At 64.3% G+C, this 23,100-nt stretch carries 21 protein-coding genes; 12 read left to right on the top strand and 9 right to left on the bottom strand.

Features of this window, described 5'->3' with window-relative positions; translation table 11 throughout:
• Positions 1 to 17: 17 nt before the first annotated feature.
• The 4 genes from ACEN98_RS02225 to ACEN98_RS02210 all read right to left on the bottom strand — a co-directional run bounded on the left by ACEN98_RS02225 (position 18) and on the right by ACEN98_RS02210 (position 6,273).
• Positions 18 to 701: a response regulator transcription factor gene (locus tag ACEN98_RS02225; protein WP_036233341.1), complete on the bottom strand. Its 684-nt coding sequence runs from the start codon at positions 699 to 701 to the stop codon at positions 18 to 20.
• A 49-nt stretch (positions 702 to 750) separates the two neighbouring features.
• The gene (locus tag ACEN98_RS02220; RefSeq protein ID WP_413381084.1) at positions 751 to 1,896 is read right to left on the bottom strand and encodes an ATP-binding protein; all 1,146 of its coding nucleotides are present in this window, start codon (positions 1,894 to 1,896) and stop codon (positions 751 to 753) included.
• A 171-nt stretch (positions 1,897 to 2,067) separates the two neighbouring features.
• Complete coding sequence (locus ACEN98_RS02215; protein WP_413381082.1) at positions 2,068 to 5,178, bottom strand: DEAD/DEAH box helicase; 3,111 nt, start codon at positions 5,176 to 5,178, stop codon at positions 2,068 to 2,070.
• A 177-nt stretch (positions 5,179 to 5,355) separates the two neighbouring features.
• The gene (locus tag ACEN98_RS02210) at positions 5,356 to 6,273 is read right to left on the bottom strand and encodes a LysR family transcriptional regulator (protein WP_413381080.1); all 918 of its coding nucleotides are present in this window, start codon (positions 6,271 to 6,273) and stop codon (positions 5,356 to 5,358) included.
• A 196-nt stretch (positions 6,274 to 6,469) separates the two neighbouring features.
• Between ACEN98_RS02210 and ACEN98_RS02205 the strand changes: the two genes are divergently transcribed.
• Complete coding sequence (locus ACEN98_RS02205; protein WP_413381078.1) at positions 6,470 to 7,225, top strand: SDR family oxidoreductase; 756 nt, start codon at positions 6,470 to 6,472, stop codon at positions 7,223 to 7,225.
• A gap of 11 nt (positions 7,226 to 7,236) precedes the next feature.
• Here ACEN98_RS02205 and ACEN98_RS02200 read toward each other — a convergent pair whose 3' ends face one another.
• Positions 7,237 to 7,419, bottom strand: coding sequence for a hypothetical protein (locus tag ACEN98_RS02200; protein ID WP_413381076.1), 183 nt, complete (start codon positions 7,417 to 7,419; stop codon positions 7,237 to 7,239).
• A gap of 139 nt (positions 7,420 to 7,558) precedes the next feature.
• A complete protein-coding gene (locus tag ACEN98_RS02195; RefSeq protein WP_413381074.1) occupies positions 7,559 to 8,710 on the bottom strand; it encodes an RNA-guided endonuclease InsQ/TnpB family protein in 1,152 nt (383 codons plus the stop codon).
• A 158-nt stretch (positions 8,711 to 8,868) separates the two neighbouring features.
• Between ACEN98_RS02195 and ACEN98_RS02190 the strand changes: the two genes are divergently transcribed.
• From ACEN98_RS02190 to ACEN98_RS02180, 3 genes are all read left to right on the top strand, one after another.
• The gene (locus ACEN98_RS02190; RefSeq protein ID WP_413339497.1) at positions 8,869 to 11,229 is read left to right on the top strand and encodes a Tex family protein; all 2,361 of its coding nucleotides are present in this window, start codon (positions 8,869 to 8,871) and stop codon (positions 11,227 to 11,229) included.
• Between the two features lie 78 nt (positions 11,230 to 11,307).
• Positions 11,308 to 11,625 carry a Grx4 family monothiol glutaredoxin gene (grxD, locus tag ACEN98_RS02185; protein ID WP_036233322.1) on the top strand — a complete coding sequence of 106 codons (318 nt, stop codon included), beginning with the start codon at positions 11,308 to 11,310 and terminating at the stop codon, positions 11,623 to 11,625.
• Positions 11,618 to 12,211 (top strand): UbiX family flavin prenyltransferase, encoded by a 594-nt coding sequence (locus ACEN98_RS02180; protein ID WP_413381072.1) that lies wholly within the window; start codon positions 11,618 to 11,620, stop codon positions 12,209 to 12,211. Before grxD ends, ACEN98_RS02180 begins: the two co-directional genes overlap by 8 nt.
• Here the strand turns inward: ACEN98_RS02180 and ACEN98_RS02175 are convergent, their stop codons facing one another.
• The 3 genes from ACEN98_RS02175 to ACEN98_RS02165 all read right to left on the bottom strand — a co-directional run bounded on the left by ACEN98_RS02175 (position 12,212) and on the right by ACEN98_RS02165 (position 14,465).
• Positions 12,212 to 12,385, bottom strand: coding sequence for a hypothetical protein (locus tag ACEN98_RS02175; RefSeq protein WP_371763166.1), 174 nt, complete (start codon positions 12,383 to 12,385; stop codon positions 12,212 to 12,214).
• A gap of 277 nt (positions 12,386 to 12,662) precedes the next feature.
• Positions 12,663 to 13,076, bottom strand: coding sequence for a transcriptional regulator (locus tag ACEN98_RS02170; protein ID WP_036233319.1), 414 nt, complete (start codon positions 13,074 to 13,076; stop codon positions 12,663 to 12,665).
• Positions 13,077 to 13,412: 336 nt separating this feature from the next.
• A complete protein-coding gene (locus ACEN98_RS02165; protein WP_413381070.1) occupies positions 13,413 to 14,465 on the bottom strand; it encodes an MBL fold metallo-hydrolase in 1,053 nt (350 codons plus the stop codon).
• 136 nt (positions 14,466 to 14,601) lie between these two features.
• Here ACEN98_RS02165 and ACEN98_RS02160 point away from each other — a divergent pair, with 136 nt between their 5' ends.
• From ACEN98_RS02160 to ACEN98_RS02125, 8 genes are all read left to right on the top strand, one after another.
• On the top strand, positions 14,602 to 15,036 hold the full coding sequence (locus ACEN98_RS02160; RefSeq protein ID WP_413381068.1) for a MerR family transcriptional regulator: 435 nt from the start codon (positions 14,602 to 14,604) through the stop codon (positions 15,034 to 15,036).
• A gap of 77 nt (positions 15,037 to 15,113) precedes the next feature.
• Positions 15,114 to 15,899, top strand: coding sequence for a DUF4349 domain-containing protein (locus ACEN98_RS02155; protein WP_413381066.1), 786 nt, complete (start codon positions 15,114 to 15,116; stop codon positions 15,897 to 15,899).
• Between the two features lie 96 nt (positions 15,900 to 15,995).
• Positions 15,996 to 17,180, top strand: a complete 1,185-nt coding sequence (locus ACEN98_RS02150; RefSeq protein WP_413381064.1) for an isovaleryl-CoA dehydrogenase — start codon at positions 15,996 to 15,998, stop codon at positions 17,178 to 17,180.
• A 165-nt stretch (positions 17,181 to 17,345) separates the two neighbouring features.
• On the top strand, positions 17,346 to 19,175 hold the full coding sequence (aceK, locus tag ACEN98_RS02145) for a bifunctional isocitrate dehydrogenase kinase/phosphatase (protein WP_413381062.1): 1,830 nt from the start codon (positions 17,346 to 17,348) through the stop codon (positions 19,173 to 19,175).
• Positions 19,168 to 20,367: an acetyl-CoA C-acyltransferase gene (locus tag ACEN98_RS02140; RefSeq protein ID WP_413381060.1), complete on the top strand. Its 1,200-nt coding sequence runs from the start codon at positions 19,168 to 19,170 to the stop codon at positions 20,365 to 20,367. The genes aceK and ACEN98_RS02140 overlap by 8 nt, the downstream gene beginning before the upstream one ends.
• Before the next feature lie 208 nt (positions 20,368 to 20,575).
• Positions 20,576 to 21,244, top strand: a complete 669-nt coding sequence (locus ACEN98_RS02135) for an SDR family oxidoreductase (protein ID WP_413381058.1) — start codon at positions 20,576 to 20,578, stop codon at positions 21,242 to 21,244.
• A gap of 93 nt (positions 21,245 to 21,337) precedes the next feature.
• Positions 21,338 to 22,465, top strand: coding sequence for an acyl-CoA dehydrogenase family protein (locus ACEN98_RS02130; RefSeq protein ID WP_413381056.1), 1,128 nt, complete (start codon positions 21,338 to 21,340; stop codon positions 22,463 to 22,465).
• The gene (locus ACEN98_RS02125) at positions 22,462 to 23,034 is read left to right on the top strand and encodes a GNAT family N-acetyltransferase (RefSeq protein WP_413340634.1); all 573 of its coding nucleotides are present in this window, start codon (positions 22,462 to 22,464) and stop codon (positions 23,032 to 23,034) included. Before ACEN98_RS02130 ends, ACEN98_RS02125 begins: the two co-directional genes overlap by 4 nt.
• Positions 23,035 to 23,100: the final 66 nt, after the last annotated feature.

Below are 23,100 nucleotides of genomic sequence, written 5' to 3'. Positions count from 1 at the left end.
GCTCTGTCCCCGATTAATTACGCCAGCGTGAAACCGGCGGACAGGCTGTAGCCCTCGCCATAGGCGCTGCGCAGCGGCAGATCCTGGCCGAGGCCGGTGCGGGCCTTCTTGCGCAGACGGTAGACGAGCATGTCGACGCGGCGGCTGGCATCCGGATCGTCCCCACCCATGCCGGCCACGATCACCTGGCGCGGGACGGGCCGGGTGTTGATGGTCAGCAGGTGCAGGAAGTTGCACTCTTTTTCCGTCAGGTCGATTACCTTGCCCATCAGCTCGAGCTGGCGGGCCGAGACGCGCAGGGTCCACTTGCTCGGCGCGGGCGCCGGCTCGGACGACGGCCGCACGCGGCGGTCCAGCGCCTCGATGTGGGCAGCCAGTTCCGGGAACTTGATCGGCTTGGTGAGATAGTGGTCGGCGCCGAGGCGCAGGCCGAGGATGCGGTTGTCGAAGGCCACGCGGCCCGTCAGCACCAGCAGCCCGATCTCGGGATACAGCTGGCGCATTCGTGGAATCACGTTGAAGCCGTCCTCGTCGGGCAGGCCCAGGTCGAGCACGACCACGGCCGCCGGCGTGCGCGTCAGCGCGGCCCACATATCGCTGGCGGTGGTCGCGATCGTGACCTCATGGCCGAGTTCCTTGAGGAAATCGGCCATATCGCCTGCGTATTCGCCATTGTCTTCAACAATCAATATTTGCGTCATGGGTTTTGCCAATTCCTTGTTTCGTATTCCCGGCTTCGTTGTCGGGCGGCTAACCCCGGTCGCCATGCCGATTATCACTGCTGGTCATTCCGGAAGCAAGACTTTTTGCCCCGCTCGCCTGTGCCGGCAGCCATAGCCTGAACTCGGCGCCGCCCTCTGGAGGACATGCATATGTCAAACTACCGCCGTGCACTTCCACCACGGAGCGCGCCATGTACAGCCCGAGCCCGCTGCCCGCGATACCCTCGGCATTCGCGCCGCGATAGCCCTTGTCGAAGATGCGCGCGACGTCGTCCGCCAGCACGCCATGGCCCTCGTCGCGCAGCGCCAGTTCGACGCCGCCGTCGACCCGCCGTCCCGCCACGTGCAGCGCGGTGCCGGCCGGCGTATAGCGCAGGGCATTGTCCAATAACACCTTGAGCGCCAGGCGCAGGCCGGATGGTTCGCCCCGCAGCGCGGCCGGCAGGTCGCTGGCTTCCAGGGTCACGGGACGTCCGGCCGCGCGCGCCTGCGCCACCAGTTCTTCCAGCAGCAGCTTCGGCCCCACCTTGTTCTCGCGGCGCTGGCTGCCGAGTGCGGCCATGCGCTCGGGGGACAGGTAGTCGTCCAGCATCGCGATCAGGCGGTCGGTCGCGGTCGCGATCTTGCGGTAGCGCTCGCGCGTCGCCTCGTCGGCCTTCGTGCCCAGGGACTCCAGCCGCTGGATCGCGCCGTCGATCGTCGACAGCGGCGTGCGGAATTCATGGTTCAGCATGCTGGCAAACCGTTTTCTCTCGCGCTCCCGCTCGCGCCGCGCGGACACGTCGCGCACGAGGCCCAGCAGGGCCCGCGGCTGGCCGGCGGCGTCCAGCGCCAGGGTCGAAATCACCTCGACGGCCACCTCGCTCCCATCCGGCCGGCGCAGGTCGAACTCGCGCATCACGCGCAGGCGCGACCCGTCGCCGGCGGCAAACCGGCGCAGCCGCTCCGGCAGGCCGGCGCACAAGGCCGCCAGCGGGCCGTCGCCGCCCTTGTCCATCTGCGCGCGGATGTCGGCGAGGGAATAGCCGAGCATGTCGTCGACGCCCGGGCTGACATACGCCGGCAGGCCGGTGGCGCAATCGAGGATGAAGGCCAGGTCACCGCCCAGTTCGGCGATCGTGCGAAAGGCGTCCGCCGTGGGGATGTCCGCCGAGACGGATGCGCTGCGCGTCATGATGGCCTTAATAAGAATGATTCCGGACAATAAGTATAGTGCCCGATATATCGCTTTGCATAGATAACCGACCCCGGCCGTTGCGTCGAACACGCATATTGAATATATGCATACGCAAATAAAAAGGGCAAGCCGCCCTGGCTTGCCCTCTTGACCACGACGCTGCCGCGCTTACTCGTCCAGCGGCGCGAAGATCGCCTGCAGGTCTTCCTGCGTGAGCGCCATCTTCTGCGATTCGCCTTCGGCCAGGATCGACGCCGCCAGCTCCGATTTCTTTTGCTGCAGCAGCTGGATCTTTTCTTCCAGCGTGCCCTTCGCGATGAGCTTGTAGACGAACACGGGTTTGTCCTGCCCGATGCGCCATGCACGGTCCGTCGCCTGGTTCTCGGCCGCCGGGTTCCACCACGGGTCGTAGTGGATGACCGTGTCGGCCGCGGTCAGGTTCAGGCCGACGCCGCCGGCCTTGAGGCTGATCAGGAAGATCGGCACGGCGCCCTGCTGGAATGCCGCCACCTGCGCGGAACGGTCGCGCGTCTCGCCGGTCAGAATCGCGTACGGGATCTTGCGCGCATCGAGTTCCTCTTCGATGAGGCCCAGCATGCTCGTGAACTGCGAGAACACGAGGATCTTGCGGCCTTCTCCCAGCAGGTCGTCGACCATCTGCATCAGGTCCGTCAGCTTGGCCGACACGGCCGCCGTGTTCTTCTTGCCCGGCATCGCCTTCACCAGGCGCGGGTCGCAGCAGACCTGGCGCAGTTTCAGCAGCGCCTCCAGGATGACGATCTGGCTGCGCGCCACGCCCTTGCGGTCGATCTCCTCGCGCACCTTCTTGTCCATCGCCAGGCGCACGGTCTCGTACAGGTCGCGCTGCGGGCCCGTGATCTCGATGCGGCGGATCATCTCCGTCTTTTCCGGCAGCTCTTTCGCCACGTGGTCCTTCGTGCGGCGCAGCAGGAACGGCTTGATGCGGCGGTTCAGCAGCATGCGGCGCACCGGGTCGTCCTGGCGCTCGATCGGGTGACGGAATTGCGTGTTGAACGTCTTCTCGTCGCCGAGCAGGCCCGGCAGCAGGAAGTGGAATTGCGACCACAGCTCGCCCAGGTGGTTTTCCAGCGGCGTGCCGGACAGGCACAGGCGGTGGCGCGCGTTCAGCGAGCCGGCCGTCTGCGCCGCCTTCGAGCGCGTGTTCTTGATGTAGTGCGATTCGTCCAGGATCACGAGGTGGTACTCGTGCTCGCGCAGCTTTTCCTCGTCGCGCGGCAGCAGCGCGTACGTCGTCAGCACGATGTCGGCGCCATCGATCTGGTCGAACAGATCCATGCGCTCCTTGCCCTGCAACAGCAGCACCTTCAGGTCCGGCGCGAAGCGCGCGGCTTCTTCCATCCAGTTCGTCATGAGGCTCGTCGGCGCGATGACCAGCGCCGGGTTCGTGAGACGGCCCGCTTCCTTTTCCGTCAGGATGTGGGCGATCGTCTGCACGGTTTTACCGAGACCCATGTCGTCGGCGAGAATGCCGCCCAGGTCGTATTCGCGCAGGAATTGCATCCACGCGAGGCCGTCCAGCTGGTAATCGCGCAGCGTGGCCTGCAGGCCCTTCGGCGCATCGACTTTTTTGACCTTGCCGAACTGGCTCAGCTTGCGGCCCGTTTCGCGCAGGCGCTCGCCGCCCGTCCAGGTCAGTTCGGTGCCTTTGGCGAGTTCTTCCAGGCGCGCCGCATCGAGCGTCGACAGGCGAACCTTGTTCTTGATCTTGTCGTTGAAATACAGCTCGCCCAGGGTCGACAGGATGGGCTTCACGCGGCCCCACGGCAGCGCCACGCGCACGCCATCGGGCAGGGTCGCCAGCATCTGGTCGGCTTCCGCGTGCGCGGCCAGCACGTCCGGATTGAAGTCCAGCGGCGCCGTGCGAATGAGTTGCACCAGCACGGGCAGCAGCGGCACGCGCTTGCGGTTGACAACGATGCCCAGCTCCAGCTCGAACCACGCGTTGCCGGCCTCGGGCGGCTCGTCGATGTCGGCATACCACTCTTCGACCGGCACGACGTCGTAACGGTATTTCGGCGACTTCTGCACGTGCCACCCGAGGTCGGACAGCGCGTCGAGGTCGCTTTCGGCAAAGCGCAGCCAGTGCGCCTGGCCATCCAGCAGCAGCGCGCCGGACAGGGCCGACAGCGGCGGCGTGGCCGGCTTGCGGAAGCCCAGCTTGTTCAGGGTGTCCAGTGCGGCCGCTTCCAGCACTTCGTCGCGCTCGATGACTTCGGTGACGTCGCCGATCTGGCGCACGACGCGCTGGGCCGGGTCGAACGAGATGCGCTGGCCGTCGTAGTCGAACGACAGCACGGCGAAGTCCTGCCAGCGCTGGCCGTTACCCTCGGCCTGCGGGATGGCGTCCAGCAGCAGGTGCGGCTGCGGTTTCACATCGGTGCGGATGCGCTGCGTGAGCGGCTGCGGCAGCGGCATCAGCTGTTGCAGGCCATGCGCCAGCAGCAGTTGCGACACGCGTTTCTTGTCGTTGCCGGCCAGCGCCGGCGCCTGCGACACGAGTGCCTGCAGGTCGGCCAGCGAGATGTCGATGCCGCCGCGGTTCAGGTCCAGCGGGCCGCACGACAGGTTGTCGATGTACCACGGCGGATCCGTCGGCAGCATGTAGTCGACGAGGTCGGCGCCGGGATGCGTCGCGCCCTTGGCCGGCTCCACCGACCAGCCGAGCTTGGCCGCGCGGCCTTCGTCGCGCCACGTGAGATTGGCCTTGCGCACAGGCCCCGCCTGCAGCGGATACAGCAGGCCATTGGTCATGTCGGACCACGAGTTCGCCCACAACAGTTTCCCTTGCGCGAGCAATTGCTGCAGCAGGATGGCGCCGACCTTGCCCTTGGGCTCGGTCGCGCTCGTGCTCTGGTTGGAGCCGCTGCGCATGGCGATGAAGAAACGCACCAGGTCCTCGTCCTCGCCTTCGAGGTACGCGGGCGGCGCCGACAGCAGCGAGAACACTTCGCTCACCGGGCTGGCCGCGGCCACGTCGCCGTTCGGACGCAGGCGCGCCTTGCACAGGCAGACCGCGACGTGACGGCCGCCGCTGGTCGGGGCCATGACATAAACGAATTTGTACTGGACGGCCTTGGGGTCAGTGACTTCCGCGGTCAGCTTCGGCTGGGGATGTGCTGCCGCCTCGACCCTTTGCAGCCAGCTTAACACCGGTGCGGGCAGGGCCGGAGCGCGTGCAGGTGCTCGAGCCGGCGGTGCGTCGCTGGTGTCGTCGCGATGAAAATCAACTGTGTGCATGGGTCTCACGAGTCTTTAATTTGAAAAAACAACAATTCCTATTATCCGTCATGCGACCCGAACAGCTTTGTTAAGGATCGCACGTAGCAGGTAAAACTTTACGAGACGAAAAGAGTAGAAGTTACACTCTGGCGCCTCGCTTTGCCAGCCCCCATCACGCATTTTTTTGCGGGTGCGTCATGACACGAGGCGCCAGTCCGGCGCACTCAGGTGCTTCATGAAGAACTCGGCCAGGGCTTCCACCTTGGCCGGCCGTGTGCGTGCAGATGGCGTGACAAAGTACAGGCCACCGCGCGCCATCTGCCAGCCCTCCAGTATGGGGACAAGCCGCCCGGCGCGCACATGATCTGCCGCAATAAATTCTGGGAACTCGGCAATCGCCAGGCCCTCCAATACGGTGGGCAGGAGCGCGTCCGAATTCGTCACCCGCAGCGGCCCCTCCGGCTTGATGGCGACTTCCTCCCCGGCCTCGTTGGTGAAGCGCCACACGTCGACGCGCGCGCGATAGGTATAGCCGAGGCAAGGATGGTCCACGAGTTCGGACGGATGCCGCGGCGTTCCCCGCGTTGCCAGATACTCGGGCGAGGCGACGATGACCTGCGCCACCGGACACAGCTTGCGCGCCACCAGCGACGAATCGGGCAGCACGGCGATGCGCAAGGCGGCATCGAAGCCCTGCCCCACGAGGTCGACGGTGGCGTCGGACAGGTGCAGGTCGATCTGCACGTCGGGGTATTCACGGAAGAACGCGGGCATCAGCGGCGCGACCCAGCGCACCCCGAACGACATCGGCACGGCCAGCCGCACGAGCCCGCGCGGCCGCGCCGACATCTCGCGCGCGGCATGTTCCGCCTCTTCGGCTTCGCGATAAATCTTCAATGCGCTGTCCGCGATGGTGCGGCCGAATTCCGTCAGCGCCAGCTGGCGCGACGTCCGGTTCAACAGCCGCGCACCGAGCCGCTCCTCGAGCCGCGCGACGGCCCGCGACACGGTCGCCACCGACACCCCGAGCGCACGCGCGGCGCCGGCGAACGAGCGTTCCTCGGCCACCTTGGCGAACATCGCGAGACCTTCGAAATCGGGCAACAGGGACATCGTTCGTCGTCGGCGGGGAACCGATGAGTTATCGAACCCGACATGTTACGGCATCCCGGCGCCGGTGCCTATCGGCCTTCCGAAGTATGCACGACAAAAATGCAAAGATAGTTTGCGATCAGTGCTATTTTAATGTGGAGTTTACCTCGGTACGATGGTTTCCGTCGACTTCGACATCAACCGAACGGAGAACATCATGACTGCCAAACTCGCCAACAAAATCGCTCTCGTCACCGGCGCCACCAGCGGCATCGGCCTGGCCACCGCCCGACGCTTCGCCCTCGAAGGCGCGCAGGTGATCGTCACCGGCCGCCGCCAGGCCGAACTGGACGCCGCGGTAAACAGCATCGGCCACGACGCGATCGGATTACGCGTCGACTCCAGCGACCTGACCGCGCTGGATGGCCTGTATGAAGAGATCCGCGCCCGCTTCGGCCGCCTGGACGTCCTGTACGCCAATGCCGGCGGCGGCTCGATGCTCCCGCTGGGTGAAATCACGGAAGAACAGTTCGACGACACCTTCGGCCGCAACGTGAAAGGCACGCTGTTCACCGTGCAGAAAGCGCTGCCGCTGCTGTCGAAAGGCGCCTCGGTGATCCTGACCGGCTCGACGGCCGGCAGCTCCGGCACCCCGGCGTTCAGCGTCTATGCCGCCAGCAAGGCCGCCGTGCGCGCTTTCGCCCGCAACTGGATCCTGGACCTGAAGGACCGCGGCATCCGCGTCAACACGATCAGCCCGGGCGCCACCCGCACCCCCGGCCTCGTCGAACTGGCCGGCAACGACGCCGCCGCGCAACAGGGCCTCGTCGACTACCTGGCCGCGCAGATCCCGCTGGGCCGCGTCGGCGAGCCGGACGAGATCGCGAAAGCCGCCGTATTCCTCGCGTCCGACGACGCCAGCTTCGTCAACGGCGCCGAGCTGTTCGTCGATGGTGGCCAGGCGCAGATCTGATGCTTGACCGGCTATCGTCCGTCGCCGCCGGCCTTGCCGGCACGCTTGTCCGGCCAGACGGCGGCGCCGATCCCGCACACGACGCCCACGAAGATGGCACGCCCCCAGTCGAAGACGTGGGCGCTGTCCAGCCAGCGCGTGTAGACCAGCGTGCCCAGCGCGACGCCAAACGCGGTCGGTAAGAATTTTTTCATGACGCTGAGGGTACCAGCATCCGTTCTTGGAAAATGCACGCTTTTTCACGGCGCGATTGCGTATCATCCGTTCTTCCAAACTTACGCAAAGCTAACCATAGTTAATTTTGCCGTTGGATTCCTGCTTCGTCGAGGCCGGTTACACCTTGCGCTCGCGCGCAGGGCCAGAGCCTTCCTCTCCACAGGCCGATGCGGTAGAACTTACCGCCATGTTTCTTAGATTGGTTGCGGCGTTGACGTCGCGGTTGTGGGACGCCCCGCAACCCGGGCAGGTCCAGCGACGCACATCGAGGCCGAGCTCGCCCAGCCGGTATCCACAGCCTGAGCACAGCTTGCTGCTTGGGAACCAGCGATCGGCCAGCACGATCTGCCCGCCGCGCCAGGCGGCCTTGTACTCGAGCTGGCGACGCAGCTCACGAAAACCCATGTCGGCGATGGCTCGCGCCAAATGCCGGTTGCCCAGCATGCCCTTGACGTTGAGGTTCTCGATACCGATCGTGTGAAAGCGGCGCGTGATGCTTGTGCTCAGCCGGTGCAGGCTTTCGCGGCGGATATTGGCGATGCGCGCGTGCAGCTCCGCCAGTTTCAACCTCTCCTTGGCGCGATTGTGCGACCCTTTGACTTTACGGGACAGGGCACGCGACAGTCGTCGCAGGCGCATCAGTAAGGTACGCAGCGCTTTTGGACCTTCAAAAGATTCGCCGGTCGACAAGGTGACCAGTGCCTTGACACCCAGATCCACCCCGACCGTGCCTTGGTTCTCGGCTGGCGGCGCGGGGAGATCGGAGGTCTCGACGGTGATGCTGGCATACCAGTGGTTGGCGACACGCGCGACTGAAGCGGAGACGATCCGGCCCATAAAGCGCAACGTCTCGCGCATGCGAACCCACCCCAGCTTCGGGATGCGAATTCGCCGGCCATCGACCCTGATCTGATCGTTGGTCAAGGTGAAGCGGTCGTCCTGCCCCTTTCTTCGAAACCGCGGATAACGAGTGCGCCCGGCAAAGAAATTCCCGAAGGCTCGTCCGAGCTGCATGAGAGCCATCTGCGGCGCGCTCTTGGTGACCGCCAACATCCAAGGAAATTGTTCGCGTTTAATGCTGTTGAGCAGGCGCCGCAACGCCGCTTCGGACGGCTTAGGTAGCGTCGGATCGGTTTTGCAGGCTTCGTACCTCTTCTGCCACTCCGTCAGCGCCCAGTTATAAGCAAAACGGGCCGTGCCGGCCGCGCGCGCAAAGTAGGTCGCCTGTACGTTGTTTGGGTCCAACCTGATGCGGTGTGCTACGAACATTGTGCATTCTTATCCCTGGTATTGGTCGAGGCACCGAGAGCTTTGGTGTCTGTACCGATCAGAACGAACTTGCTGTGTTACGTAAGATCGCACAAAATGCGCAAAATTCCGAACGAACTGTTACAAGTCGTTCGATTCACCGACCACCGTACTCATCTATGCTCCCTTCGATCGAACAACGCCTCGCTCAAGAACTGTCCGCCAAACCGGCACAGGTGGCCGCCGCCATCGCCCTGCTCGACGAAGGCGCGACCGTCCCCTTCATCGCCCGCTACCGCAAGGAAGCCACGGGCGGCCTCGACGACATCCAGCTGCGCCTGCTGGAAGAACGCCTGCGCTACCTGCGCGAACTGGAAGACCGCCGCGCCGCGATCATCTCGTCCATCACGGAACAGAACAAGATGACGCCGGAGCTGCTGCAGGCGATCTCGCTCGCGGAAGACAAGACGCGGCTGGAAGACCTGTACCTGCCGTACAAGCAGAAGCGCCGCACGAAGGCCCAGATCGCGATCGAGGCCGGCCTGAAGCCGCTGGCCGACGACCTCCTCGACGACCCGGCGCGCGATCCGGAAGCCGAAGCCGCGAAATACCTGCGTGAAGGATTCACCAACGCGGACGGCGTCGCGAACCCCGGCGTGGCCGACACGAAGGCCGCGCTGGACGGCGCGCGCCAGATCCTGATGGAGCGCTTCGCGGAAGACGCGGAACTGCTGCAATCGCTGCGCGAATACGTGCAGGAACACGGCGTCGTCGAATCGAAGGTCGTCGACGGCAAGCAGGAAGAAGGCGAGAAATTCGCCGACTATTTCGATTACTCGGAAACGCTGGCGACCGTGCCGTCGCACCGCGCGCTGGCGCTGATGCGCGGCCGCCGCGAGGGTATATTGGACGTGACCTTGCGCCTCGATTCCGAGCCGGAAAAACCAAAATGGGACGCGCCGCACAACCCGTGCGAAAGCCGCATCGCCGCGCGCTTCGGCATCAAGGGCGCGGGCCGTCCGGCCGACAAATGGCTGCTCGACACGGCGCGCTGGACGTGGCGTGTAAAAAGCTTCATGTACATCGAGACGGAGCTGATGGGGCTTCTGCGCGAAAAGGCGGAAGGCGATGCGATCCAGGTCTTCGCGCGCAACCTGAAGGACCTGCTGCTCGCGGCACCCGCGGGCCCGCGCGCGACGATGGGCCTCGACCCGGGCCTGCGCACGGGCGTAAAAGTCGCCGTCGTCGACGCGACCGGCAAGGTGGTCGACACGTCGACCATCTACCCGCACGCGCCGCGCAACGACTGGGACGGTTCGCTGCACACGCTGGCCAGGCTCGCCGCGAAGCACAACGTGTCCCTGATCTCGATCGGCAACGGCACGGCATCGCGCGAGACCGATAAACTCGCGCAGGACCTGATCAAGCAGAACCCGGAGCTGAAGCTGACGAAGATCGTCGTGTCGGAAGCCGGCGCGTCGGTGTACTCGGCGTCGGAATTCGCGTCGCGCGAACTGCCGGAACTGGACGTGTCGCTGCGCGGCGCCGTCTCGATCGCGCGCCGCCTGCAGGATCCGCTCGCGGAACTGGTGAAGATCGATCCGAAATCGATCGGCGTGGGCCAGTACCAGCACGACGTGTCGCAGACGCAGCTCGCGCGCCAGCTCGACGCCGTCGTCGAGGATTGCGTGAACGCGGTCGGCGTGGACGTCAACACGGCATCGGCGCCGCTGCTCGCGCGCGTGTCGGGCCTGTCGAGCAGCGTCGCGCAGAGCATCGTCAACTACCGCGACCAGCAAGGCGCGTTCGCGTCGCGCGCCGCGCTGAAGAAGGTGCCGCGCCTGGGCGACAAGACGTTCGAACTGGCGGCGGGTTTTCTCCGCATCGTGAACGGCGACAATCCGCTGGACGCGTCGGCCGTGCACCCGGAATCGTATCCGGTCGTCGAGAAGATCCTGGCCGATATCCAGAAGGACATCAAATCGGTGATCGGCGACAGCGCACTGGTCAAACGCCTGAATCCGGCGAAGTATGCGGATGACAAATTCGGCGTGCCGACCGTGACCGATATCTTGAAGGAGCTGGAAAAGCCGGGCCGCGATCCGCGTCCGGAATTCACGACGGCCACGTTCAAGGAAGGCGTCGAGGAGATCTCGGACCTGCGTCCGGACATGATCCTGGAAGGCGTCGTGACCAACGTGGCGGCGTTCGGCGCATTCGTCGACATCGGCGTGCACCAGGACGGCCTCGTGCACATCTCGGCGCTGTCGAACACGTTCGTAAAGGATCCGCACACGGTCGTCAAGGCGGGCCAGGTCGTGAAGGTGAAAGTGCTGGAAGTGGACGTCAAGCGCAAGCGCATCGCGCTCACGATGCGTTTGTCGGACAGCGCGCCGCAGGCGGGGTCGCAACCCCAGCAGCGTGCGGATCGCGATGACCGCAAGCGCATGGCGGATCACCAGAATAAGCACCAGAAACAGGAGCGTTCGGCGCCAGGCGGCGGCGCGATGGCGGCGGCGTTTGCCAAGTTGAAGCGTTGAAGCGACGGCCGGGACGCCCGTCCCGGTTTTCTTATAAAATGCCGTCATCTATCTAATTCTCACCAAAGGCAGAACCAAATGAGCGACGTACAAACCTGGATCAAAGAGACCGTGACCGCCACGCCTGTCGTGCTGTTCATGAAGGGCACCGCCCAGTTCCCGCAATGCGGTTTTTCGGGCCGCGCGATCCAAATCCTGAAGGCTTGCGGCGTCGACAACATCGCCACCGTCAACGTGCTGGAAGACGCGGAAGTCCGCCAGGGCATCAAGGAATACTCGAACTGGCCGACCATTCCGCAGCTGTACGTGAACGGCGAATTCGTCGGCGGTTCGGACATCATGACGGAAATGTACGAGTCCGGCGAACTGCAGGCCCTGCTCAAGAAGAATGGCTGATCCCGGCCCGCGCCGGATCGTCGTCGCCATCACCGGCGCGACCGGCGCGATCTATGGCGTGCAGCTGCTGCGGCGGCTGGCCGCCGTACCCGGCGTCGAGACGCACCTCGTCATTTCCGACGCCGCCACCCTCACCCTGCACCAGGAAGTCGGCCTGCAACGGCGCGACGTGGAAGCGCTCGCCCATGTGGTGCACCGCAACCGCGAGATCGGCGCCTCGATCGCCAGCGGCTCGTTCCAGACGGCCGGCATGGTGATCGCGCCCTGTTCGATGAAGACGCTGGCCGCGGTCGCGCATGGCTTGTCGGACAACCTGATCGCGCGCGCCGCTGACGTCGTTTTAAAAGAACGCCGGCGCCTGATCCTGATGGTGCGCGAGACGCCGTTCAACCTGGCGCACCTGCGCAACATGACGGCGGTCACGGAAATGGGCGGCATCGTCTTCCCGCCGCTGCCGAGCTTTTATCACCGCCCCGCCACGATCGACGAGATGGTCGACCACACGGTGGCGCGCGTCATGGACCTGCTGGGCGTGACGAACGATCTCGCCCCGCGCTGGGGCGGCATGAACGACGCGACGCCCTGATCAGGCGTTGTCGCCGTACGGGTCGCGTTCGGCCCGTCTCTGTTCTCTTGCGTCTTCGATTTTTCTGCGCTGCTCGTTACGCTTGCGCATGATTTCTGCGTGCTGGGCCGCCGTCATCGGCGGTGCTGTCATGAGATCCTTCAACTGCGCGGTGTTGCTGTAGTTATTAATCATGAGGCGACTGCATCCTTATATGACCGATAACACTAAGGCAGGTCGATAAACCGCCGACGGTTTTTCGAAGTGCCGCTGGCGGGCGCCAGGCAGGAACGCGAACTCGACGGTTGCGACGTTCCGTTAGCGTTACCGATTATGCGCGAGACTCGGCGGTTTGTGCGGACTAATCGCAGAAAAAAATTGCAGTACAGAAGTGCGTGACGCGGCGCCCGGAAGTTGCGGACGCCGCATCATGAGATTCGGCCATCGTGAATCTGATGGCGATCAGGAAGGATTATTTCTGCTGCTGGTGATTCATGCGCACGAGCATGCGGATGAATTCGCGCGCCAGCTGCTTGTGGTGCTCGTCCAGGCGTTGCAGGTCCGCGATCAGCTTGACGTCGGCCGATTCGAACCGGGTGCTGCCGTCGGCGCCGTCGCCATTGGCGGCGGCATTTTCCGAACCGCCGAAGCGCAGCCAGTCGGCCGGCACACCCAGCCACTGCGCGATCATGCGCAGTTTTTCCTGGGTCGGGATCGCCTCTCCGACCAGCCATTTACGTGCCGCGTGGACCGTAATCGGACGGCCCTCGAAGCGAATGTTAAATTCCCGCGCGAGCCGGGTGGGACTGTCCGGAGAATAATGGGCGTTTTTCAGGGCTTGCTGCAGGCGCTCGCTGAAGCTCTCCCGTTCGTTAGTCGAATTCATGGGTGGCACTAAGGGTTCATGCAAAGCCGTCATTAGGTCGCTCCGTTGACCAGACCGTCTGTGACGGCAGGAGAGGCTGTAGGTAACAAACAAGTGAGTATTGATCAATTCTCACAGTGCTGTCCAGCAATTCCCGTTGTATCCAGCATTCTGTGAGATATGTGTGAAAAATATCCTACAGGAAAAGGAAAACGTTTGCTCGTTCAATTTCTTACTGAAAATTGGAACATTTCTTCCTTTTAGCACGACAAATGATGCCAAGAGTCAACAAAGTGATGAGAAGTCCGGTTAGATTGTCGTGATTTTTGCGACACCCGTTAGCCTTGATATGTTGTTTTAAGTCAACTTAAAACGGACGATGCCATCGTCGCCGGTTACACGCACGAGGTTACCGTTGTACCAAAGATAATGAAGATGGGCCAAGGCCTCGCCGATCGCAAAACTGAGCTGGTGCGCATCGAGTTGTCGCTTGAACATCAACGGGACAATGTCAACTGCGGATTTCGGCTCGGCGCAGACGGCGCGGACTTCGTCCAGCCGTGCCGCATGGTGCGCGCGCAACTGCGCGATGCGGGTGTGCAAGCCGCGGAACGGTTTGCCGTGCGCGGGCAGGACGAGGGTGTCGTCGGGCAGGTCGGCAAACTTGTCCAGCGAATCCAGGTACAGTTGCAGTGGATTGCCTTCCGGCTCGACGGCAAACACGGAAACATTCGTCGAAATGCGCGGCAGCACCATGTCGCCCGAGATCAGGATGCGGTCTTGTTCGTCGTACAGGGAGACGTGTTCCGGCGAGTGACCGAAACCGGTGATCAGGCGCCATTCCCGCGCGCCAATGACGACCCGTTGGCCATCCTGCAGGCGGGTGTATGCCGCCGGCACGGCCGGCACGAGCGACGGGTAGTAATTCTTGCGGCTCTGCATCTGCTCGAGCATGCCAGGGTCGACGAGGCCGTGACGCTGGAAATGCGGGATCGCCGACGGGCCGTCCACGCCCGGCAGCGCGGCGGCCATCATGCGCGCGAAGCCGAACTCGCCCGTACTGATCCAGAACGGGGCGTCGAACCGGTCGCACAGCCAGCCGGACAAACCGACGTGGTCGGGGTGACAGTGCGTGGCGAACACGCGCAGCAACGGCCGGTTTTCCATCGCGTCCGTGAACAGCTGTTCCCAGGCGGCCCGGGTCGCATCGGTGCCGGCGCCGCAGTCGACGAGGGACCAGCCGCGCTTGCCTTCCGCAGCATCGTCGAGCAGCCACAGATTGATATGGTCGAGGGCGAACGGCAGCGGCATGCGCAGCCACGACAGGCCGGGCGCCACGTCCGTGACCGTGCCGAGAGGGGGAATGACATCGCCGAATGGATAGCTGAGCTGGGCTTCGAGGGGATTCATGCAATGGACTTTCGTAGGGATGCAGGGCGCAGGCGCGTTACAATGCCGCAAACGCTTTGACGTAAACGTAAACGGAAGGCGCAGGCTGTGATTCTAAGCGATTCCGGACCGCGCCACTTTTGACCCGCAGAACACCATGGCCACCACCTATACCATCGCCGAACTGGCACGCGAATTCGACATCACCGCGCGTGCGATCCGCTTCTACGAAGACCAGGGGCTGCTGAGCCCGATGCGCGAGGGCCAGGGCGGACGCAACCGTGTCTACACGCCGCGCGACCGCACCCGGCTGAAACTGACGCTGCGCGGCAAGCGCCTGGGCCTGACCTTGTCCGAGATCAAAAGCATCATCGACATGTACGAGACGCCGAAGGACACCGTGGCCCAGATCAACCGTTTCCTGGGCGTGCTGGCGCACCAGCGCGAGACGCTGGAGCAGCAGCGGGCGGATATCGAGATGTCGCTGGCGGAAATTTCTGTTCACGAAGAAGAATGCCGGCGGCTGCTGGCGGAATCGGGTGCTGCCGGCATACTGCTGGACGAGGATGCCGGCGAGAAGGACGCAGCCTGATATAAAGCGCGTCTTTTTCCGGGGGGCGATTTGCTATCTTGGGGTTCCAGACGAACCAATCCAGGAAGCAATCAGGCATGCATCGTAATTTCTTTTCCTACCTATCCCTCGCGCTGCTGCTTGCCACGCTCGCCGGCTGCTCGAAGGTGCAGCAGATGCCGATGCGCGAGCAGGCGGCCATCGCACAACATGACCGCGCAAACGCGGCGCGGCAACTCGCCTACGAGCACTTCGTCGACGTCGACGCTGCACCGGACAAGGTGGCAACCCTGTATGCGGACGGCCTGCGCGCCTGCCGTGCAGCCGCCGCCGCGTGCACCCTGCTGGAGTCGCGCATCGACAGCGAGCCCGACGCCGCGGCATCGCTGAAATTCCGTGCCAGGCCGGACGTCGTCCCGGCACTGATCGCGGCAATGGGGAAACAAGCCAAGCTTGCCCGCCAGTCGACGCACGTCGAAGACCTGTCCGGCCCGATCACGGATACGGCACGCGAACTGGCCATGCTGGACGACTATCGCAGCCGTCTCGAAGCCTTGCGTAACCGCGCCGGCAACGACGTCGACGCACTGATCAAGGTCAACCGCGAACTGGCCGAGATCCAGTCGAAGTATGAAACGGCGGACGGCAAGCGCGCCCAGCTCGCCCAGCGCGTCGACACCGACATCCTGAACGTGTCCATCCGCTCGGACCGGCAACGGCCGTTCTGGGCGCCGATCCGCCGTTCACTGGAACAGTTCGGCAGCAACCTGTCGCAGGGAATCGCGTTCGCCGTGTCGGGCATCGCATATCTGCTGCCGTGGCTGTTCATCATCCTGCTCGCGGCCTGGGCGGTACGCAGGATGTGGCGCAGGCGCCGCCGCTGAGTACGGGCAGTCGCTTGACGTTTACGTTAACGTCACTCCGCGCTATCATCTAGCCTGGCCACCAGCCATCCACTAGACGACGAGAACGAGGACGACATGCTGCATCTCCCTGGCTTGACCTTTGACCACGGCGAAGACATCGCCGCCCTGCGCGAAGCTGTACAACAGTTCGCCGCGAGCGAAATCGCCCCCCGCGCGGCCGAGATCGACCGCACCGACCAGTTCCCGATGGACCTGTGGAAAAAGATGGGCGAACTGGGCCTGCTCGGCATCACCGTCGGCGAGGAATACGGCGGCGCCAATATGGGGTACCTGGCGCACATCGTCGCCATGGAAGAAATTTCGCGCGCCTCGGCCTCCGTGGGCCTGTCGTACGGTGCCCACTCGAATCTGTGCGTGAACCAGATCAAGCGCAACGGCAACGAAGAGCAGATGCGCAAATACCTGCCGAAGCTGATCTCGGGCGAGCACGTCGGTGCATTGGCCATGTCCGAGCCGAACGCCGGCTCCGACGTCGTCAGCATGAAGCTGCGCGCCGAGCTGAAGGGCGACCGCTACGTGCTGAACGGCACCAAGATGTGGATCACGAACGGTCCGGACGCCGACACGCTCGTCGTCTACGCCAAGACCGACATCGAGGCCGGCCCGCGCGGCATGACCGCCTTCCTCATCGAGAAGGGTTTTAAAGGTTTCTCGATCGCCCAAAAACTGGACAAGCTGGGCATGCGCGGTTCGCACACGGGCGAGCTGGTGTTCCAGGATTGCGAAGTGCCCGTCGAAAACGTGCTGGGCGGCGTGGGCAGAGGCGTAAACGTGCTGATGTCGGGCCTGGATTTCGAACGCACCGTGCTCTCCGGCGGCCCGCTGGGCATCATGTCGGCGTGTATGGACGCGGTAGTGCCTTATATCCACGAGCGCAAGCAGTTCGGTCAAGCAATTGGTGAGTTTCAATTGATGCAGGGCAAAGTGGCCGATATGTATTCGACGATGATGGCTTGTCGCGCGTATGTTTATGCGGTAGGTCAAGCCTGCGACCGTGCACAGTCGCCGGAACAGGTCCGCGCCCTGCGCAAGGACGCGGCTGGCGCCATCCTGTACAGCGCGGAAAAGGCGACGTGGATGGCCGGCGAGGCGATCCAGACGCTGGGCGGCAATGGCTATATCAACGAATATCCGGTGGGCCGTCTGTGGCGCGACGCCAAGCTGTACGAGATCGGCGCCGGTACGAGCGAAATCCGTCGCATGCTGATCGGGCGCGAGCTGTTCGGCGAGACGATGTAAGTTTGTGGAGAAGAGGAGACCGGGCGAACAAGAAGATCGGCAAGAGCCGGCTGAACAACAACTCCACGTAGCCCGAAAGCCACGAACGTCGCTCCCGCCCCCCAGGCGGGAACGACGGATCGGGTAATACAATAACAATAACGTTCCCACCGCGCGAGCCGCCCGATGACCCAGGCCACTTTCCCCAAGCTGCTGTCGTCCCAGATCGCCTTCGACATCGCCCGCACCATCCTGGACGGCTTCGACCGCCACTACACGCTGTTCCGCCAGGCCAGCAAGACGGCCAAGACCTGGTTCGAGCGTGCCGACTGGACGACGGCCCAGCAGGCCGCGCGCAAGCGCATCGATTTCTACGACAAGCGCGTGCAGGAATGCGTACATGCGCTGGAAGACGAATACGCGCCGGAAGACCTCGACGACGACACCTGGCGCGAGACCAAGCTGCATTACATCGGCCTGCTGACGGACCACAAGCGCCCGGAACTGGCGGAGAGCTTCTTCAATTCCGTCTGCTGCCACATCCTGCACCGCAGCTATTACCGCAACGATTTCATCTTCGTGCGCCCGGCCGTTTCGACGGAATACATCGAGACGGACGAGCCGGCCCCGACCTACCGCGTGTACTACCCGGCGGCGGACGGCCTGCGCTTCTCGTTGCGGCGCATGGTGACGAATTTCCAGCTCGACTGTCCGTTCGCCGACCTCGACCGCGACATCGCGCTCGTGGAGGCACGCATGGTCGAGCATTTCGGCCTGCACGAGCGCGAGCCGAACCAGCAGCTGCACGTGCTGTCGAGCCTGTTCTTCCGCAACAAGGCCGCTTACATCGTCGGCCGCGTCATCAACGGCGCCCGCGAGCATCCGTTCGTCGTGCCGATCCTGCACGACCGCGCCGGCCGGCTCGTCCTCGATGCGGTGCTGACCGACCCCGAGCAGGTGATCCTGCTGTTCTCGTTCACGCGCGCCTATTTCATGGTCGACATGGAGGTGCCGTCGGCGTTCGTGCAATTCCTGCGCAGCCTGATGCCGAAAAAGCCGCGCAGCGAAATCTACACGATCCTCGGCCTGCAAAAGCAGGGCAAGACGCTGTTCTACCGCGACTTCCTGCAGCACCTGAAGCACAGCTCCGACGCCTTCCGTATCGCGCCCGGCATCCGCGGACTCGTGATGCTCGTGTTCGAACTGCCCTCCTTTCCGTACGTGTTCAAGGTGATCAAGGATTTCTATCCGCCGCCGAAAGAGACGACGCGGGCCCGCATCAAGGAAAAATACCTGCTGGTGAAACACCACGACCGCGTGGGCCGCATGGCGGACACGCTGGAGTACTCGGACGTGGCCTTTCCGCTGTCCCGCTTCGACGAGGAACTGCTGGCCGAACTGCGCCGGTTCGCCCCTTCGCTCGTCGACATCGAAGGCGACCACATCGTCATCAAGCACCTGTACATCGAGCGGCGCATGGTGCCACTGAATATCTACCTGGACCGTGCACAGCGCAGCGACGACGACGACCTCATCGAACATGGCGTGTTCGAGTACGGCAATGCGATCCGCGACCTCGTCGCCGCGAATATTTTTCCGGGCGATATGCTGTACAAGAACTTCGGCGTGACCCGACATGGCCGCGTCGTGTTCTACGACTACGACGAGATCGAGTACCTCACCGATTGCAACTTCCGCGACATCCCGCAGCCGCGGAACGAGGAAGACGAGATGGCCGCCGAGCCCTGGTATCCCATCGGCAAGCACGACGTCTTTCCCGAACAATTCGCGCGCTTCCTGCTCGCGAACCCAAAGATACGCGCCGCGTTCATGAAACACCATGCCGCACTATTGACGCGCGTCTGGTGGCAGTCTCACAAGGACCGCATCCTCGCAGGCGAGCTCGAAGACATTTTTCCGTATCCGCAGCACATCCGGTTCCATCTCGCGGACCCAACGAACCCGGCGACACCGTCGCCGCAACCCCATTACTTGGAGACCTTACACAATGAATGATCCAATCGTTATCGTCGGCGCCGCCCGTACCCCGATGGGCGCCTTCCAGGGCGACTTCTCTTCGAAATCCGCGAGCGACCTGGGCGCCGTGGCGATCAAGGCGGCCGTCGAGCGCGCCGGCGTCGACGCGAGCCTCGTCGAACACGTCTACTTCGGCAACTGCCTGATGGCCGGCCAGGGCCAGGCGCCGGCGCGCCAGGCGCTGATCAAGGCGGGCCTGCCGCTGTCGACCGGCGCCGTCACGCTGTCGAAGATGTGCGGCTCCGCGATGCAGGCCGCGATCTTCGCGCACGACGTGCTCAAGGCCGGCAGCGCGGACGTCGTCGTGGCGGGCGGCATGGAGTCGATGACCAATGCCCCGTACCTGATCCCGAAGGCGCGCGGCGGCTACCGCCTCGGCCATGGCGTCATGTTCGACCACATGATGATGGACGGCCTGGAAGACGCGTATTCGCGCAACGAGAAGACGGGCGAAGGCCGCTCGATGGGCACGTTCGCCGAGGAGTGCGTGGCCAGGTACGGTTTTTCGCGCGAGCAGCTGGATGCGTTCGCGATCGAATCCGTCAAGCGCGCGCAGAACGCCACCGAGTCCGGCGATTTCCAGTGGGAGATCGCACCGGTGACCGTCGCGAACCGCCTGGGCGAAACGATCGTCGAGAAGGACGAAGGCCCCGTCAAGGCGAAGGTCGACAAGATCCCGACGCTGCGCCCGGCGTTCAAGAAGGATGGCGTGATCACGGCGGCGTCTTCGTCGTCGATCAACGACGGCGCCGCGGCCCTCGTCATGATGCGCGAATCGACGGCGAAGGAACTGGGCGTGACGCCGCTCGCCCGCATCGTCGCGCACACGACGCACGCGCAGGAACCGGACCAGTTCTCGACCGCGCCGATCGGCTCGCTGCGGAAGCTGTTCAAGAAGACTGGCTGGACGCCGAAAGACGTCGACCTCTTCGAGATCAACGAAGCGTTCGCCGCCGTGCCGATGGCCGCGATGCACGAGCTGGACATCCCGCACAGCAAGGTCAACGTCCACGGCGGCGCGTGCGCGCTGGGCCACCCGATCGGCGCGTCGGGCGCGCGCATCATCGTCACCCTGCTGGGCGCGCTGAAGAAGACGGGCGGCAAGCGCGGCGTGGCGTCGCTGTGCATCGGCGGCGGCGAAGCGACCGCGATGGCGATCGAGATGGTATAAATTGCCGTCGCCTCTCGTCCGACGCACCTGTGCTTTTGACGTTAGGCTAACGAATTTCCGATCAACTGTTAGCTTACCGGGGCCTCGAAAACCGTAGCGAGCGGCCGCAGGTTTGGCCGAGAAGCGCAGCTGTACTTACGGTACAGCGAGCATCGCAGGCCGAACCTGCAACGCGCAGTAGGTTTGCGAGGCCCCTTCAGGAGACCCCATGTCCACAGCCCTCATCATCGGCGCCTCGCGCGGCATCGGCCTCGAACTGGCCCGTCAATACCGCGCCGACGGCTGGCGCGTCATCGCCACCGCGCGCAAGCCCGCGGATTGCGATGCGCTGCGCCGGCTGGGCGCGGAAGCGCACCAGGTCGACGTCACGAATGCCGAATCGATCGGTGGCCTGGGCTGGAAGCTGGACGACGAAAAGGTCGACGCCGCCTGGCTCGTCGCGGGCGTGTACGGCCCCGATCACGCCGGCTTCCCGACGGAGAAGGAGTTCGACGACGTCATGCACACGAACGTGCTGGCCGCGATGCGCCTGCTGCCGATCGTCGCGCCGCTGGTGACTGCCACGCGCGGCAAGGTGGCCGTGATCTCGTCGCGCATGGGTTCCATCGGCGCGCGCACGAGCAACCAGGGCTCGCTGTACCGCGCCAGCAAGGCCGCGCTGAATTCCGTGCTGGCCGACGCCGCGCTGACGTACGGCCCGCAGGGCGCGACGTGCCTGACGTTCCATCCGGGCTGGGTGCAGACCGACATGGGCGGCGCGAGCGCCACGCTCACCGTCGAGCAGAGCGCGGCCGGGCTACGCGCCACCCTGGCCAACGCGACGCCGGCGCAGAACGGCGCCTTCCTCAATTACGACGGGACACCTATCCCGTGGTAAGAGATTTTTTTAATCACCCACTCATGCTAAAGGGCCTTCCCAAACCGTAGCGAGCGGCAACGCGCAGTAGGTTTGGGAAGGCCCCACCCAAAAATGATACTGACCGAAGAACACCAGATGATCCGCGACGCCCTGCGCACCTTCGCGCAGGAACGCCTGGCGCCCAATGCGGCACGCTGGGACCGCGAGCACCATTTTCCGAAGGACGAGCTGAAGGAACTGGCCCAGCTGGGCGCGTTCGGCGTGGCCGTGCCCGAGCAGTACGGCGGCGCGGGCCTCGACTACGTCGCGCTGGCGCTGGTGCTGGAAGAGATCGCGGCCGGCGATGGCGGCACCTCCACCATCATTTCGGTCAATAACTGCCCCGTGTGCTCGATCGCGATGACGTACGCGAACGCGGCGCAGAAGGAACGCTGGCTGCGCCCGCTCGCGCAGGGCGATTTGCTGGGCGCCTTCGCGCTGACGGAACCGCACACGGGCAGCGACGCCGCCGCCCTGCGCACGACGGCCGTGCGCGACGGCGACCACTACGTCCTGAACGGCACCAAGCAGTTCATCACGAGCGGCAAGAACGGCGACGTCGCGATCGTCATGGCCGTGACAAGCAAGGCGGCCGGCAAGAAGGGCATCAGCGCGTTCTGGGTGCCGACCGATACGCCCGGCTACATCGTCGCCGGCATCGAACAGAAGATGGGCCAGCATTCGTCGGACACGGCGCAGATCGTGTTCGACAACTGCCGCGTCCCGGTTGAAAACCTGATCGGCGAAGAAGGACAAGGCTACAAGATCGCGCTGTCGGGCCTGGAGGGCGGACGCATCGGCATCGCGTCGCAATCGGTGGGCATGGCGCGCGCCGCGTTCGAGGCCGCGCTGGCGTATGCGAAGGAACGCGAAAGTTTCGGTTCTCCGATCTTCGACCACCAGGCGGTGCAGTTCCGCCTGGCCGAGATGGCGATGCAGATCGAGGCCGCGCGCCAGCTGATCCTGCACGCCGCGGCGATGAAGGATGCGGGCCTGCCCTGCCTGATGGAAGCCGCGATGGCCAAGCTGTTCGCATCCGAAATGGCCGAGCGCGTGGTATCGTCGGCGATGCAGGTGTTCGGCGGCTACGGCTACGTGGCCGACTTCCCCGTCGAACGCATCTACCGCGACGTGCGCGTGTGCCAGATCTACGAAGGCACGAGCGACATCCAGAAGATTTTGATTGCAAGGGCTTTGTGACCGCATTGATGGACAACACGGAGGCGTTGACGATCCGCCCGGCCAATGAAGCCGACCTGGCGCCATTCTTCGCCTACCTGGACGACCACCTGCGCGACAACGGCGCCGACGGCACGCCGCTGTTCCAGCCCATCGCGCCGGGCCAGCCGCGCCTGCCGGCCGGGCTGCGCATCGCATTCATCAAGGGTATCGACATCCCCGCCGGCCAGCCGGGCTGGCGCCGCCTGTGGCTCGCCATCGACGCCTACGGCGACATCGCCGGCCACATCGACCTGCGCGGCCGCCCCGAACCGGCCGCGACGCACCGCGCCATGCTCGGCATGGGCGTGCACCGCGTATGGCGGCGGCGCGGACTCGGGCGACGCCTGCTCGAAACGGCGGCCGCCTGGGCGCGGGCCGAAACGGACATCGAGTGGATCGATCTCGAGGTCCTGTCCGACAACCGGCCGGCGGTCGAACTGTATGCGCGCGCCGGCTTCACGACCGTCGCGCGCGTGGCGGACATGCTCCGGATCGCGGGGGTCGGCCATGACTTGAGCTACATGTCGCTCAGGCTGCGCCAGCGGTGAGAATCGGTGAGCATGCGATCCGAATCCGCATGCTAGAGCTGCATGTATTTACTGAAACAACTCTTG

Origin of the sequence: Massilia sp. CT11-137, from assembly GCF_047302885.1 — a bacterium.
GTDB lineage: Bacteria > Pseudomonadota > Gammaproteobacteria > Burkholderiales > Burkholderiaceae_D > Telluria > Telluria orientalis.
The sequence above is the reverse complement of the archived record's forward strand: the minus strand, read 5'-3'. Positions and strand labels throughout refer to the sequence as shown.

Coding starts and splice junctions, on each gene's coding strand:
- ACEN98_RS02225 (WP_036233341.1), bottom strand. CDS start 701: ATGACGCAAATATTGATTGTTGAAGACAATGGCGAATACGCAGGCGAT.
- ACEN98_RS02220 (WP_413381084.1), bottom strand. CDS start 1,896: ATGACGCGCAGCGCATCCGTCTCGGCGGACATCCCCACGGCGGACGCC.
- ACEN98_RS02215 (WP_413381082.1), bottom strand. CDS start 5,178: ATGCACACAGTTGATTTTCATCGCGACGACACCAGCGACGCACCGCCG.
- ACEN98_RS02210 (WP_413381080.1), bottom strand. CDS start 6,273: ATGTCCCTGTTGCCCGATTTCGAAGGTCTCGCGATGTTCGCCAAGGTG.
- ACEN98_RS02205 (WP_413381078.1), top strand. CDS start 6,470: ATGACTGCCAAACTCGCCAACAAAATCGCTCTCGTCACCGGCGCCACC.
- ACEN98_RS02200 (WP_413381076.1), bottom strand. CDS start 7,419: ATGAAAAAATTCTTACCGACCGCGTTTGGCGTCGCGCTGGGCACGCTG.
- ACEN98_RS02195 (WP_413381074.1), bottom strand. CDS start 8,710: ATGTTCGTAGCACACCGCATCAGGTTGGACCCAAACAACGTACAGGCG.
- ACEN98_RS02190 (WP_413339497.1), top strand. CDS start 8,869: ATGCTCCCTTCGATCGAACAACGCCTCGCTCAAGAACTGTCCGCCAAA.
- grxD (WP_036233322.1), top strand. CDS start 11,308: ATGAGCGACGTACAAACCTGGATCAAAGAGACCGTGACCGCCACGCCT.
- ACEN98_RS02180 (WP_413381072.1), top strand. CDS start 11,618: ATGGCTGATCCCGGCCCGCGCCGGATCGTCGTCGCCATCACCGGCGCG.
- ACEN98_RS02175 (WP_371763166.1), bottom strand. CDS start 12,385: ATGATTAATAACTACAGCAACACCGCGCAGTTGAAGGATCTCATGACA.
- ACEN98_RS02170 (WP_036233319.1), bottom strand. CDS start 13,076: ATGAATTCGACTAACGAACGGGAGAGCTTCAGCGAGCGCCTGCAGCAA.
- ACEN98_RS02165 (WP_413381070.1), bottom strand. CDS start 14,465: ATGAATCCCCTCGAAGCCCAGCTCAGCTATCCATTCGGCGATGTCATT.
- ACEN98_RS02160 (WP_413381068.1), top strand. CDS start 14,602: ATGGCCACCACCTATACCATCGCCGAACTGGCACGCGAATTCGACATC.
- ACEN98_RS02155 (WP_413381066.1), top strand. CDS start 15,114: ATGCATCGTAATTTCTTTTCCTACCTATCCCTCGCGCTGCTGCTTGCC.
- ACEN98_RS02150 (WP_413381064.1), top strand. CDS start 15,996: ATGCTGCATCTCCCTGGCTTGACCTTTGACCACGGCGAAGACATCGCC.
- aceK (WP_413381062.1), top strand. CDS start 17,346: ATGACCCAGGCCACTTTCCCCAAGCTGCTGTCGTCCCAGATCGCCTTC.
- ACEN98_RS02140 (WP_413381060.1), top strand. CDS start 19,168: ATGAATGATCCAATCGTTATCGTCGGCGCCGCCCGTACCCCGATGGGC.
- ACEN98_RS02135 (WP_413381058.1), top strand. CDS start 20,576: ATGTCCACAGCCCTCATCATCGGCGCCTCGCGCGGCATCGGCCTCGAA.
- ACEN98_RS02130 (WP_413381056.1), top strand. CDS start 21,338: ATGATACTGACCGAAGAACACCAGATGATCCGCGACGCCCTGCGCACC.